This window comes from Streptomyces sp. NPDC058985 (assembly GCF_042740985.1).
Classification (GTDB): domain Bacteria; phylum Actinomycetota; class Actinomycetes; order Streptomycetales; family Streptomycetaceae; genus Streptomyces.
The window spans coordinates 18893-31376 of sequence record NZ_JBHYJX010000035.1 but is presented as its reverse complement, the minus strand read 5'-3'; the positions used below and the strand labels follow the sequence as shown (position 1 = coordinate 31376).

Annotated in this window: 12 protein-coding genes and 2 pseudogenes; 6 read left to right on the top strand and 8 right to left on the bottom strand. The window is 72.2% G+C overall.

Going from position 1 to position 12484, the window contains the following annotated elements; all coding sequences use genetic code 11:
• Positions 1-75 precede the first annotated feature (75 nt).
• The 3 genes from ACFW01_RS26610 (at position 76) to ACFW01_RS26600 (ending at position 3560) form a co-directional block, all read left to right on the top strand.
• Positions 76-1257: a serine hydrolase domain-containing protein gene (locus tag ACFW01_RS26610; protein ID WP_384507281.1), complete on the top strand. Its 1182-nt coding sequence runs from the start codon at positions 76-78 to the stop codon at positions 1255-1257.
• Positions 1258-1611: 354 nt separating this feature from the next.
• Positions 1612-2910: a globin domain-containing protein gene (locus ACFW01_RS26605; RefSeq protein ID WP_384507278.1), complete on the top strand. Its 1299-nt coding sequence runs from the start codon at positions 1612-1614 to the stop codon at positions 2908-2910.
• Entirely contained in the window at positions 2907-3560 is a 654-nt protein-coding gene (locus ACFW01_RS26600) for a pyridoxamine 5'-phosphate oxidase family protein (protein WP_234955695.1), read from the top strand. The genes ACFW01_RS26605 and ACFW01_RS26600 overlap by 4 nt, the downstream gene beginning before the upstream one ends.
• A gap of 38 nt (positions 3561-3598) precedes the next feature.
• On the opposite strand, the gene ACFW01_RS26595 is transcribed toward ACFW01_RS26600, so the two are convergent.
• The gene (locus tag ACFW01_RS26595) at positions 3599-4705 is read right to left on the bottom strand and encodes a PP2C family protein-serine/threonine phosphatase (RefSeq protein WP_234955694.1); all 1107 of its coding nucleotides are present in this window, start codon (positions 4703-4705) and stop codon (positions 3599-3601) included.
• Between the two features lie 197 nt (positions 4706-4902).
• On the opposite strand from ACFW01_RS26595, the gene ACFW01_RS26590 reads away from it, so the two are divergent.
• Positions 4903-6045, top strand: a complete 1143-nt coding sequence (locus ACFW01_RS26590; RefSeq protein WP_234955692.1) for a PP2C family serine/threonine-protein phosphatase — start codon at positions 4903-4905, stop codon at positions 6043-6045.
• Between the two features lie 37 nt (positions 6046-6082).
• Here ACFW01_RS26590 and ACFW01_RS26585 read toward each other — a convergent pair whose 3' ends face one another.
• The 6 genes and pseudogenes from ACFW01_RS26585 to ACFW01_RS26560 form a co-directional block, all read right to left on the bottom strand.
• Positions 6083-7591 (bottom strand): FG-GAP and VCBS repeat-containing protein, encoded by a 1509-nt coding sequence (locus ACFW01_RS26585; RefSeq protein ID WP_234955690.1) that lies wholly within the window; start codon positions 7589-7591, stop codon positions 6083-6085.
• Between the two features lie 230 nt (positions 7592-7821).
• Positions 7822-8157 (bottom strand): annotated as a pseudogene (locus tag ACFW01_RS26580) (GNAT family N-acetyltransferase).
• A 10-nt stretch (positions 8158-8167) separates the two neighbouring features.
• A pseudogene (locus tag ACFW01_RS26575) lies at positions 8168-8320 on the bottom strand (pirin family protein); the annotation flags it as partial.
• Positions 8321-8476: 156 nt separating this feature from the next.
• On the bottom strand, positions 8477-9178 hold the full coding sequence (locus ACFW01_RS26570) for a class F sortase (protein ID WP_234955688.1): 702 nt from the start codon (positions 9176-9178) through the stop codon (positions 8477-8479).
• Positions 9179-9190: 12 nt separating this feature from the next.
• Positions 9191-9967 (bottom strand): hypothetical protein, encoded by a 777-nt coding sequence (locus tag ACFW01_RS26565; RefSeq protein ID WP_234955686.1) that lies wholly within the window; start codon positions 9965-9967, stop codon positions 9191-9193.
• 220 nt (positions 9968-10187) lie between these two features.
• Positions 10188-10451 (bottom strand): chaplin, encoded by a 264-nt coding sequence (locus ACFW01_RS26560; protein WP_234956169.1) that lies wholly within the window; start codon positions 10449-10451, stop codon positions 10188-10190.
• Between the two features lie 259 nt (positions 10452-10710).
• Between ACFW01_RS26560 and ACFW01_RS26555 the strand changes: the two genes are divergently transcribed.
• Both ACFW01_RS26555 and ACFW01_RS26550 read left to right on the top strand, forming a co-directional pair.
• Positions 10711-11295 (top strand): sigma-70 family RNA polymerase sigma factor, encoded by a 585-nt coding sequence (locus tag ACFW01_RS26555; protein ID WP_234955684.1) that lies wholly within the window; start codon positions 10711-10713, stop codon positions 11293-11295.
• The gene (locus ACFW01_RS26550) at positions 11292-12035 is read left to right on the top strand and encodes an anti-sigma factor (RefSeq protein WP_234955682.1); all 744 of its coding nucleotides are present in this window, start codon (positions 11292-11294) and stop codon (positions 12033-12035) included. The genes ACFW01_RS26555 and ACFW01_RS26550 overlap by 4 nt, the downstream gene beginning before the upstream one ends.
• A 116-nt stretch (positions 12036-12151) precedes the next feature.
• Here the strand turns inward: ACFW01_RS26550 and ACFW01_RS26545 are convergent, their stop codons facing one another.
• Positions 12152-12451, bottom strand: a complete 300-nt coding sequence (locus ACFW01_RS26545) for a hypothetical protein (RefSeq protein WP_234955680.1) — start codon at positions 12449-12451, stop codon at positions 12152-12154.
• Positions 12452-12484 lie beyond the last annotated feature (33 nt).

Sequence of the window (12484 nt, the reverse complement as noted above, 5' to 3'; positions counted from 1 at the left end):
GACCTCGACGACCAAGGAGTCCACGTGATCGAACGCAGGCGAGCGCGAGGCGGCTTACTCACCCTGGCCCTTGCCATGGCCATCGGGGTCGTGGGGAGCACGTCGACAGGCAGCGCCCTCTCGGCCTCCCCCGCGTCGGACCGTGCCCGGACATCGGACCACGCCCGGCTGCGCGCCGTCCTGCAGCGCGTCACCACGGTCGACGGTGCGCCCGGAGCGCTCGCCGAAGTACGCACCGGGCGCGGCGGCAGCACGGTGATCACCAGCGGAGTCGCCGACGTGCGCAGTGGCGCGCCGGTCCGTGGTGACAGCAGGTTCCGGCTCGGCAGCATGACCAAGCCGTTCGTGGCGACGGTCCTGCTGCAGTTGGCGGGTGAGCGACGCGTGCACCTCGACGCGCCGGTGGAGCGCTACCTGCCCGGCGTCGTCCGCGGGCACGGCAACGACGGACGGGCGATCACCGTCCGGCAACTGCTCCAGCACACCAGCGGCATACCCGACTTCCTCCAGTACCTCCGTCCGCAGGAGATCGTCGCGGACCCGCTGGCCCACCGCGACACCCGCGAACTCCTCGACATCGCGCTGGCCCACCCCCCGGCCTTCGAACCGGGGACCGGCTGGCGCTACTCCAACACCGGCTACCTCGTCATCGGCATGATCATCGAGAAGGTCACCGGCCGTTCCTACGGCGATGAGATCCGGCGACGCGTCATCAGGCCGCTGCACCTGCACGACACTTTCGCGCCGGGCGACACCTCCGGCATCCCCGGACCGCACCCGCGCGGGTATGCCCGGCCCGGCCCGGACGCGCCGCTCGTGGACGTCACCGCGGTCAGCCCTACGATCGGCGGCGCGGCCGGTGAGCTGATCTCCAGCGCCTCCGACGTCAACCGGTTCATGGCGGCGCTCCTGCACGGCGAGCTGCTGCGCCCGGCGCAGCAGCGGGAGATGATGCGGACCCGCCCCACGGGCGGCTCGGACGGCCGGGCCTACGGCCTCGGTCTGGAAAGCTCACCGCTCCCCTGCGGCGGTCTCTACTGGGGACACACCGGCGACTTCCTCGGCTACGAGACGGCCCCCCGCATCGCCGGTGGCCGACAGGTGACCGTCATGGCGAACCTCGGCCCGGGCGCCTCGGACGCGCAGAGCGACGACATCGAAGCGGCCGTCGAGACCGCCCTGTGCGAACGCCACCGCACCTCAGACCAGTCATTCCGCTTTCTGCCCGGCGCGACCCGGCCGGGCAGATTCCGGTGACCGGTTCGCCTCCCCCGGCTGCCCTTCCGGCCTCCGCCCGCGGGGCCGGTCGTCCCGCAACTCCGCAGCCTGCGGCGCTACGCGCGGGTAACCGCGCCTCCGCCCGGGCCGTCCCGAACTCTCCATCATCCGCTCACAACCCCTCTACCCGGTCGACACGCCGAGGTGCGTAGCCTCTGAGCGCGTCGTCCGCTTGCGGCAGATGACGCCACTGAGTTAAGTCTTGCCCAGAGATTGATGTTCAGTTGTGAGGTACCCGGGCACCCTGGGGCACGTGAAAGAAGACAGCAGCGTGGAAGGCCGGCTCAAGGACATGACGTTCAGAACACCGTCTGCCCCCGCGCGAGGCGCCGCGTGACGCTCGGCACCCATCGTGCCCACCTCGACGGGTATGACAGTCCCCCCACTCCGCAGGCCGCGGACGAGCCGTTCCACCAGCCGCAGCAGGGCCCTCTCCCTCTCCCCCAGCCGCTGGGCCCGCACGAGTGCGACCTCGTCCGCCGCAGCGTCGCGGTGGTCGAGCCGCAGGCCGGGGAACTGGCCGTGTACTTCTACGCCATCCTCTTCGTGCGCTACCCCGAGGTCCGTTCCCTCTTCCCGGAGAACATGGACGTCCAGCGGGACCGCCTGCTGCGCGCCCTCCTGCGGATCGTGGACCTGGTCGACTCGCCCGAGCACCTGGCCCGGTTCTGCGCCCGCCTGGGGCGCGACCACCGCAAGTTCGGGGCCGTGACGGCGCACTACGCCGCGGTGGGCGAATGCCTGCTGGAGACGCTCGCCCGGTTCGCCGGCCCCGCGTGGACCCCGGAGATCGCACTGGCCTGGGAGCGGGCCTACGGCATCGCCGCCGAGACGATGATCCTGGCCGCGGACAGCGACTCCCGGCACCGGCCCGCCGTGTGGAACGCGCAGATCGTCGGCCATCGCCACCTCGGCAACGCGCTGGCCGAGGTCACGGTGGCCACCGACCCCGTGTATCCGTACCGGGCCGGCCAGTTCGTCAGCATGGAGACGCCGTGGCGGCCCCGGGTGTGGCGGCACTACTCACCGGCCAACGCCCCCCGGCCCGACTCGACCCTGACCTTCCACGTCCGGCACGTCGCCGGCGGCCATGTGAGTCACGCCCTGGTGTACCGGGCGCGGATCGGCGACATGGTGCGGCTGGGGCCGCCCGAGGGTGACATGGTGCTGTCCGCGCCCTCCGGCCGCGATCTGCTGCTCGCCGCGGGAGGGACCGGACTCGCCCCCATCAGGGCCCTGATCGAGGAGATCGCGAACGACCCGCACCGGCTCCAGGGCCGGCACGTGAACCTGTTCGTGGGCGCGCGCACCGGCAACGAGCTGTACGGGCTCGACGAGATGCTGCGCCTGTCCCAGCGGCACCACTGGCTGACGGTCCGGGCCGCCGTTTCCCACGAGCACATTCCCGGCGCCGAGGGCTCCCTGCCGGACGTCATCGCCGCCTCGGGCACCGGAGCTCACGCGGAGGCGTACCTCAGCGGGCCGCCCGGCATGGTCGCCGCCGCGCGGCAGGTGCTCCTGCGGTGCGGGCTGCCCCCCGCCCAGATCCACCACGACCCGCTGGGCGTTCCGGTACTGGACGCCCCTCTGGATCCAGGCCACCCGGAGAAGGAAGAGGACAACCGCATATGAACGACCGGCCCGCAGGCCGCCCCGGCTCCGCCGGCGAACGCCTCCTGCAGAGCCACCTGGGTACGGCCGACCGGGCCGCCACCTTCTACGACCGGCAGGTCCAGTCCCGTCTCACGGATCAGATGCGCGACTTCGTCCGGCGTCAGACCATGGTCTTCCTGTCGACCGCCGACGCGGGCGGCAACTGCGACACCGGTTTCCGGGCGGGGCCGCCCGGGTTCGTCACGGTCCTCGACGAACACACCCTGACCTACCCCGAGTACCGGGGCAACGGGGTCCACGCGGGCAACGGGAACATCCTGGAGAACCCGCACATGGGCATGCTCTTCATCGACTTCACCCACCATCACATAGGGCTGCACGTCAACGGGGCGGCCCAGCTGGTGGGGGACGCCGAGCAGCGTCGCGCGTACCCTCATCTCCCCATCGACTCGGCGCACGGCCGGCAGCCCGCCGTATGGGTGCACCTGAGGGTGGACGAAGCCTACGTGCAGTGCTCGAAGTACATCCCCCACCTCGAACCCGCTCCCCGGCCCCGCGGACTGGCGGCGGACCGTCCCAAGGACAGCGACTACTTCGTCCCACCGGTGGCCGGCCGCGGGGAGCCCCGGCACTTCCGCCCGGCGCCCACTCTGCCGATGGGACACTAGGGCGGGCGGCACGTGCGGGAAGGCCCCTGCCCTGTCGGTCACGCCGCCGACGGGGCCGGGCGCCCTATGACGATCATGGCGGCGTCGTCGTCCAGGTGGCCGTCGACGTGGTGCAGCAGGTCGCGCCGGAAGCGGCCGAGGAAGGCGTCGGGATCGTTCTCGGTCCAGCCGGTGATGCGCTCGGCCAGCGGATAGAAGGTGCCGGCGGAGTCGCGCGCCTCGGTGACGCCGTCCGTGTACAGGAGCAGCAGGTCGCCCGGCTCGAACGGGAAGCTTTCGACGTGGTAGCGGGGATCCACCAGGTGACCCAGGCCGAGCGGCGGCGCGGGGTGCAGGACGCTCATCGTCACCGGCCGCCCGTCGCGGACGACGACGGGCGGTGGATGGCCGCAGGAGACCATCCGGACCCGCCCGTCCCGGTCGGGGATGTCCAGCACGGTGGCGGTGATGAACCCCTCCCCGTGGCGGCCCGGCTCCGCGAGGTCCCCGCTCACGCTCCGGTCCAGGTGCCTCACCAGCTCCCCCAGCCCCGCCCGGCGGCCGGCCATGACACGGAACGCTCCCAGCAGCAGGGCGGCGTCGTTGACGGCGGTCAGTCCCTTGCCCCGCACGTCTCCGACGATCACCCGGGTACCGGAGGCGGTGCGGACCGCCGCGTACAGATCCCCGCCGATCTGGGCCTCGGCCTCCGCGGCGAGGTAGAGCGAGGCGGTGCGCAAGGGGCCGAGCCGGCTGGGCAGCGGCGGCAGGACGACGCGCTGGGCGGCCTCGGACACGTACCGGACCTGTCTCAGCTCCTTCGCCCGGCGCTCCCGCACGACACAGAAGACGACGAGGCTGGCGCCGACCAGGATCAGGGCGAGGATCTGTGCCTCGTGGTTGGCCGAGAGCAACTCGTCGGGGTCGCGCAGCACCCCGATGGCCGTCTGCGCGATCACCGCGAGCGCGGCCACCAGGGCCACCGTCCGGGGCCCGCCGAACAGGGGCGTGATCGCCGGGGCCGCGACGAGCAGCGGCCCCAGATGGATGTGGGGCGGCGCGAGCACGTCGACCACGGACACCGCGACGATCCACGCGATCGGGACGGCGACCAGCGGCCGCCTCGCGCGCACCGGCCGGCGAGGCTCTCCGATCCGCTGCGACATGCCTCCTCTCTACACCGTTCCCGGTCGTCCCGCACCGCCGGAGAGGGCCCGAGCGGCCACCCGTACGGGCGCACTTCGGCGCGGGCACGGCCAGCCTCTCCCCGTCGTGTCGACCGGACTGGATCATCGATGCCGCCCGTCCGTCGCCGCGTGCGGCGCGCGCCCGGCCCGACACATCGCCGTTGGAGGATGTCCGCATGTTCCGTTCGACGCGCGCGGCGCCGGCCTCCGTGGAGAACGACCTCGCGGACCGGGACGACGGCATCCGTACACCCCCCACGCGGGCCGTCGTCCTGGTGACGGTGGCGGCGACGGCGGTGACGATCGTCCTCGGGGTGCTGACCGGGACCGCCGTCCTCCTGCTCGGGCTGCTGGTGTTCCTGCCGGCCTTCGCCGCCGCGCTGTGCACTCCACGCCAGACGGCGATGGTCTCCACCTGGGTGAGCGTCGTCGTGGTCGTGCCCGTGGCCCTGTCCGGGGAACGGATCGCCGACCGGGTGGTGCTGGCGCTGTTCGCCGTCGGCTTCGGTGTGCTGGCCGTCTACGCGTCCCGGCTGCGTGTCTCGCGCGAGGGGGCGCTGGTGCGGCTGCGGTCGACCGCCGCCGCGATGCAGCGGCAGATCCTGCGTCCGCTGCCGCTGCTCACCGACGACGTACTCGTGGACGGCGTCTACGAGCCGGTGCAGCAGGACAAGCTCGTCGGGGGCGACATCTACGACGTGGCGGCCACCCCGTGGGGCACCCGGGTGCTCATCGGCGACGTCCAGGGCAAGGGGCTCGCAGCCGTCGGTATGGCCATCGACGTGGTCGGCGCCTTCCGTGAAGCCGCCCACCGCGAACCGACGGTGACGGCCCTCGTCGACTCGCTCGAGGCGGCGGTGGTCCGCCACAACGACTACGCGGAACAGCGCGGCGAGCCGCAGCGATTCGTCACCGCCGTCGTCCTGGGGGTGGACGCCGGCACCGATACCCAGCTCGTCACCTGCGGCCACGTCCCGCCGTACCTGCTGCACGACGGGGCCGTCACCGCCGTGGGCGCGGGCACCGAGCACACGCCGCTCGGCCTGGCGGACCTGGTCGAGGAGGCGCGCACGGTGTCCTGGTTCCCGTTCCCGGCCGGAGCGACCCTGCTGCTGTGCACCGACGGTCTGACGGAGGCCCGCTCGGCCGGGGGCGACTTCTATCCGCTGGAGTCGCGCCTTACCGACCGGGCCGACATCACCGCGGGCCGGCTCACCGAGTCACTCGTCGACGACGTGCACGCCTTCACCGCGGGCGCCCCGCAGGACGACCTGGCGGTCCTCGCCGTCCGCCGCTCCCCGCGCCGGGTACCGGGGTAGCCCGGTACCCGGCCCCGTCCCCGTCCCCGCACGAGGTCTACTCGTCGATCGCCGCCCCGAACCGCGCGTTCGCCGTCGGCGCCCCGAGACGTGCCCCGTCGTAGGTCCATGTGCCCTGGGCGACCAGCCCCGACGACGACGCGGGTACGACCCAGGTGAAGCCGTCGTCGGTGTTCTCGCCCGGTGCCGACGCCAGGAGCCCGAAGAGGCGGTCCTTGTTGGCGTCGACGAGCCGGACCTGGCCGCCCCAGCGGTCCGACTTCTCGGCCGTGCCGGGGATGGCGGCGAGCTGCTGGTCGAAGCTCTTCACCCCCGCGCTGCTGAAACCGGTCGGGTCGCCGCGCAGCACCCACACGGCACCCGCGTCGGTCACGCTGCCGATGTCCTCGCCGGGCGCACCGACGGCGAGGTCCGGGTGGCCGTCGCCATCGGTGTCCCCGGCCGACAGGTCGGCGCCCCACTGGTCGCCCGCCTCCGCGGTACCGGGCACGCCGGGCGAGTCCTGGGTCCAGTACTGCGCCGGCTCCGGTTCGAGCCCCGACAGGTCGCCGCGGCCCAGATAGAGGGTGATCCCGCCGCCCTTCGGTGCGCCGGCCCCCGTGTCACCGATGACGAGGTCGTCCTGCCCGGTGCCGTCCCAGTCGCCGGAGACGACGGCCGGACCTCCCGGGAACGTGCCCCCGTCGCCGAGAGCGCCGATGTCCGGCGCGCCGTGCAGCACGCGCACCGTGCCGGCGCCCGGTTGCTGCCCGGTGGTGACGCCGGAGACGGCCAGGTCGGCCCAGGAGTCCTCGTTGTAGTTGCCGTGGCTGAGGCCGCGGAACTCGAAGCCGCTGCTCCGCGGTGCGAAGTCCGTCGCCCTGATGCCGCCGTCCGACATCGTCGGTCGCTGCGCCTCCTGGCCGGGAGTGAGGGTGAAGAACAGCAGGGCGTCGTCCTCCAGGACGGCGATCGAGTCCCGCGGGTCGGCGTTCGGGTCCGCCGGGTCGGGGGCGGAGTACCGGGCCGCTTCGACGGCCCGCCCGAAGTGGGCACCCGCCCGCGGGTCGTCGTTCTCCAGCCAGGTGCTGTCGGATCCGTGCAGTCCGGTCGGCGATCCCCAGAAGATGACGGCGCCGCCCGCGTCGGACAGGCCGGTGAGATCCTCGTCCGGGATGCCGACGACGGCGTCGTCGTACCCGTCGTTGTCCAGGTCGCCGGAGGCGACGGCCCCACCGAAGCCGTCGCCGGCCTCGGCACCGCCGGGAACGCCGGACACGTTCTGGTGGAGCACGCTCTTGTTCGTCGTGCTGAGACCGCCCGACGAGCTGTACTGCACGGTGACGTAGCCGGCGCCCGGGGCACCGCTCACCGTCGCACCGGGGGCGCCGGTCAGCACGTCGTCGAAACCGTTGCCGTCGTAGTCGCAGTTGCGCTGCTGCCAGCCGATGGACGGGAAGGGCACGGCAGCAGGGGCGGCCTGGGCCGCGGGGGCCGCGGCGACCACGCCGCCGCCGAGGGTGAGGAGTGCGGTGGCCGTGACGACCGCTTGTCCGAGGTGACGCACAGGAAATCTCCCTGGTCTCCGAAACTGCCCACGACCACGGGTCGGCCGCGTCGCGGGCGAGGACGTGCAACCCCTCGCCTCCGGCACGGAAGGGGGGGCGACCGTGTGCGTCTCCCGCCGTCGGGCAGTGCGGAGAGGCACGGACCTTGCTGCGTACACCAAGAAGACATCCGCGGTTCGCCAAAGGTTGTGCACGAGTCTTCGGCCAGGGGTGACCGGTCGACGCCGCTTCAGCCGAGCCGGCCCTTCAGCCACCTCAGGACGTCGGGTGTGACCGGGTCGGTGATGTCCGCGAACTCGCCGTGCCGCTCGAGGAACTTGGCGACATAGGGGCAGACGGGAACGATACGCGTGCCGGAGGCGCGCACGTCGGCCAGTGCCTGCTGGACCAGTCGTGTACCCAGCCCTTGGCCGGCGAAGGCCTCGTCGATCTCCGTGTGGAAGAAGACACGCTGCTTGCCCAGGTCGCTTTACGCCGTCAGTCCGGCACGTCGGTCGCCGACCAGGATCTCGTACCGGCTGTCGCCGTCCGCGCGCTCGACAGTGGTGGTGGAGGACTCGCTCACGGTAGGCCTTTCAGCGGGAAGTTCGGCGGGCCGACGGGTTCCGCCGGGGTGTGATGACGGCGTTCGGCAGGGCCGGTGCGGGAAGTCTGCCGCGGGGCGAGCCCTCGACGACGCCGAAGCGGTCCGAGGAAGCCTCCCAGTCCTCGCGGGCCTTCGCGATGTCCCGGCGCTCCGCAGCGATGCGGGTACGAGCTGTCCGAACCGGCGACCCGAACCATTTGGTTGACGCGTCACCAAAGCTAGATGTCGATGATTGACGCGTCAACTACCCCTGTTCCTCGGCCACTCCACGAGCCGGACCGCTGGACGATCTCTGGAACTACCGGGGGTGCGACAGCGTGGCGTAGACGACGATGTTGTCGGCGTATCGACGGTCGGCGGCGGAGTAGTCGCCGGCGCAGGTGATCAGGCGCAGGCCCGCGTGGTCGAGGTCGCGGTAGACGTCGACGGTGGGGAACTCGTCCTTCGGATACTGCTCGACGCGGTCGACCGTGAAGGTCGCGGTGGTCCCGTCCTCCCGGTCCACGGTGACCATGTCGCCGGCGGTGAGTTCGGCGAGGCGGTAGAAGACGGACCGGTCACCGTTCCACGTGACGTGACCGGCGATGACGGCGGGGCCCCGCTGACCCGGTGCGGGCCCCGGCGTGTACCAGCCGGCCAGGTCGGGGTCGCGCGGGGTCTCCATCACGCCGTCGCCGTCGAGACCCAGATCTTCCAGGGCGGAGGAGACACCGATCGCCGGGATGTCCACCTTGGCCGGTGTCGATCGGCCGAGGGCGGTGACCGGGCCGTCACCGGCGTCGGGCCGGCCTCCGCCGGACGGGGCCCCGGTCCCCGGCCCGGTCGTTCCGCCGACGGGTGTCTCCGGCCCGGCCGGTGTGGTCACCGACGGGGCCGGAGGGGCCGTACCGGGCTCGCCGGAATCGCGCCAGAGGCCAACGGCCAGGAGCGTGCAGGAGAGCACCGCGACGGCGGCAACGGCGACGAGCAGCAGGCTCCGCCGGGACGGCCTGGGATTCATGAGGGCACCCGATCAGTGCTCACCGGCGCGGCGCCACACGACCACCGCTCCCACCGCGGCCGCCATCAGGCCCGCTCCACCGAGGGCCATGACCTGCGTCGAGTCCTCGCCCCCGGTCGCCGCGGTGCCGGTTTCGACTCCGCCCTCGGGCATCTCGCCGATGGACGCTCCGCGCACCATGCCGCAGTTGGCGGGGGCGGTCGCCTCCAGGGGCAGCTTCGGGTCGAGTTCGCTCTTGCCGGCGTCCGCGTCGTACTTGCCGTTGTCGTTGGCGTCGATGCCGTGCTGGACGATGTGCAGATCCTTGAAGTGGTCGGCGACGGCCTGCGAGACGCTGATGGTGCGCTCGTAGGAGAGGTTGCCGTCCTTGTCCGCGGTGGGCATCCGGTCGACCGCGAGGCCACTGTCCTTGCTGGTGTCCCCACTGGTGGTCAGCGAGATGTTGATGTCGCCGTAGGAGGGCAGCCCCTCCACTGTCGAGACGATGTCGTCGCCGTTCTTGTCGGCGCTCGCGTCGGGACAGTGGAAGTCCATGCCCTTGGTCGAGCCGTGGATGTGCTGGGCGTGCGGCGCTCCGGGCACCAGCCCCTCGGCCTGGATCTTCACCGTGAGTTCGGTGCCCTCCAGGCTGACCATGGCGGTGCCGCTCGCGCCCGAGTCGTTGAGCTGCTCGAGGTTGATCTGGTACGCCTGGCTGTCGGCGGCGAGCGCGGGAGCGGCGGCGGACAGAGCCACGGCCGCGGGCAGTGCGGTGAGTGCGGCTATTCGCGCGATGCGTCGGTTCCTCATGCGATGACGTCCTTCCTCGTGGCCCACCCACGAGGGGTGGACGGCTGAGCGCGGCGGCCTGCACCGGCCGCCGGGGCACGCTGACACCACTGATCCGGAGCGAACACCGGTGCCGGATTGGTCCCGGCGCCAGGCGCTGGGCGACTCGCATCCGGGTGTCATGTCTCCGCATGCCCGCATCCCGGCGGCCGGCCGGGATGCGGACGACAAGTGCCCTCCGTCAGTGGCCGGTGCCCCAGCCGCCCATGTTGGCGCAGCCGTTGCCGAAGGCGGGGTTGAGCACGCCGATGACGTCGACCGTGTTGCCACAGACGTTCACCGGTACGTGGACCGGGACCTGCGCCACGTTGCCCGAGGCCACGCCCGGGGAGCCGACCGCCGCACCCTGGGCGCCGCTGTCGGCGGACGCCGCGCCCGCCCCGCCCAGCACCAGGGCGCCTCCGGCGGCGAGGAGCCCGGCGGTCACGATCGCGCGAGTCTTCATGTGGTTCTCCTTCTCGTCTGCGGTTTCGTCGGTCACCCCGCCGCCGTCCTTGCCGAACCGCGGCGGGTGACCGTAATCCGCACCGGGCGGGGAGCCGGATTGCGCGGGAGGGTGAGTCTCACTCGAAAGAGGCAGTGCGGCCCGACTCACGGCCGACGGTCGCGGCGCACCCCGATGCGGCCCCGGGCGGGCGGGCGTGAGTTACTGGGATGCTTTGCACCATCGCGCCGCTGCCCCTCGGCAGCCCGGAAGGCCGCCCATGACAGAAGCCGTCCACACCGGACCGGACCCCGCCCGGGGGCCTGACCTCCAGCGACTCATCACCGAAGTGGCACAAGGGGACCAGGAAGCGTTCGCCGCGCTGTACGACGCGGTGGCCGGGCCCGTGTTCGGCACGGTGAAGAAAGTACTCCGTGACCACGCGCAGTCCGAGGAAGTGGCGCAGGAGGTACTCGTCGAGGTGTGGCGGACCGCCCCCGGCTACCGCCCGGAACGCGGCACGGTGATCAACTGGATCCTCACCCTGGCCCACCGGCGCACGGTGGACAGGGTCCGCTCCGTCGAGTCCGCCGCGGTACGCGACCACAGAGCCGCCCTTCTGGACCGGACGCCCGAGTTCGACGAAGTGAGCGAAGCGGTTGAGGCCCGCTTCGAAAGGGAACAATTGCGGCGCTGCCTGCGGTCACTGAGCGAGATCCAGCGCCAGTCCGTGACACTGGCCTACTACCAGGGCCTCACGTACCGAGAAGTCGCCGAAGCACTGTCCACACCTCTGGGCACGGTCAAGACGCGGCTGCGGGACGGGCTCATCCGGCTTCGGGACTGCTTGGGGGTGACCGCGTGACGACCGCCGAGTTGCACACGCTGACCGGCGCGTACGCGCTGGACGCTCTGGAGGACGAGGAACGCGTCGCGTTCGAGCGGCACCTGGCCCGGTGCGAGTCGTGCGGCCAAGAGGTGCGGGAGCTGACCGCGACCGCGGCGCGGCTGGGGCTCGCGGCCTCACTGCCGGCACCGCCCGGCCTGAAAGCCCAGGTCATGGGACGCATCGCCGAGGTGCGCCAGCAGCCACCGAACTCCCCGGACTCCGCACCGGCGTCGCATCGCCGCGCGCGCGTCATGCGCTGGGCACTGGCTGCCTGCCTGGCCGGTGTCGCGGCGCTCGGGGGCACGGCCTTGTGGCAGCACCAGAGGGCAGACGAAGCCGGTCACGAAGCTCGGGAGGCACGGGCAGAAGCCGACCGCGTCGCTCGAGTGCTCTCCGCGCCGGACGCCAGGATGGCCTCGGCGGACATCGGCGGAGCCGCGCGCGGCTCCGTGGTGGTCTCCCGCGGCCAGGACGACGCCGTCTTCATCACCTCGGGCATGGCTGAGCCCCCCGAGGGCAAGGTGTACCAACTGTGGTTCGCGGACGGCGACCGGATGCGCCCGGCCGGCCTGATGAATCCTTCCCGAACCGACCAGAGCGTCCCCATGACCGGCTCCGTGGGAGCGGCCTCCGCCGTGGGGGTCACTCTGGAACCGGCCGGCGGATCGGAACAGCCCACGACCCCGCCGATCGCCTTGCTGCAACTCCCCGCCTGAACCCCCTCCTCGCTCCGACGACAAGGGAAATGGAGGGCCCAGGAGCGGAACGGAGCCGGCTCCGGGAGGAGTCGGCCCCGTCGTCGCCATCAGGCGGGTCCTCCACGGACTTCGGCTCAGGGCCGCAGTTCGCAGACGGAGAGCAGGCAGAGATTGCCGCCCTGCACGAGACCGACCCCGCTCCCGGCTCCATCGCCGGAACCCGTCGAACAGCGGGACAGCAGGCACAGGTTGAAGCCCTGCGTGCCGCGGTAACCGCCCGAGGCCGAAGCGGCGCGCTGGGTGGGGGCCTCCTGCCGTGACCACGCGCTCTCCGACTTGCCGGACTCCCCGTGGGCCGACGCCGCCGTGGCGCCGGTGAGACTCAGGGCCAGCACGCTTCCGGCCACGGCGATACCGCGGAGTGACGTGGCCAATCCTGGACGCTGCATATGAAGTTGCTCCTCTGC

Coding starts and splice junctions, on each gene's coding strand:
- ACFW01_RS26610 (WP_384507281.1), top strand. CDS start 76: ATGGCCATCGGGGTCGTGGGGAGCACGTCGACAGGCAGCGCCCTCTCG.
- ACFW01_RS26560 (WP_234956169.1), bottom strand. CDS start 10,451: ATGAAGACTCGCGCGATCGTGACCGCCGGGCTCCTCGCCGCCGGAGGC.
- ACFW01_RS26600 (WP_234955695.1), top strand. CDS start 2,907: ATGAACGACCGGCCCGCAGGCCGCCCCGGCTCCGCCGGCGAACGCCTC.
- ACFW01_RS26590 (WP_234955692.1), top strand. CDS start 4,903: ATGTTCCGTTCGACGCGCGCGGCGCCGGCCTCCGTGGAGAACGACCTC.
- ACFW01_RS26565 (WP_234955686.1), bottom strand. CDS start 9,967: ATGAGGAACCGACGCATCGCGCGAATAGCCGCACTCACCGCACTGCCC.
- ACFW01_RS26555 (WP_234955684.1), top strand. CDS start 10,711: ATGACAGAAGCCGTCCACACCGGACCGGACCCCGCCCGGGGGCCTGAC.
- ACFW01_RS26595 (WP_234955694.1), bottom strand. CDS start 4,705: ATGTCGCAGCGGATCGGAGAGCCTCGCCGGCCGGTGCGCGCGAGGCGG.
- ACFW01_RS26570 (WP_234955688.1), bottom strand. CDS start 9,178: ATGAATCCCAGGCCGTCCCGGCGGAGCCTGCTGCTCGTCGCCGTTGCC.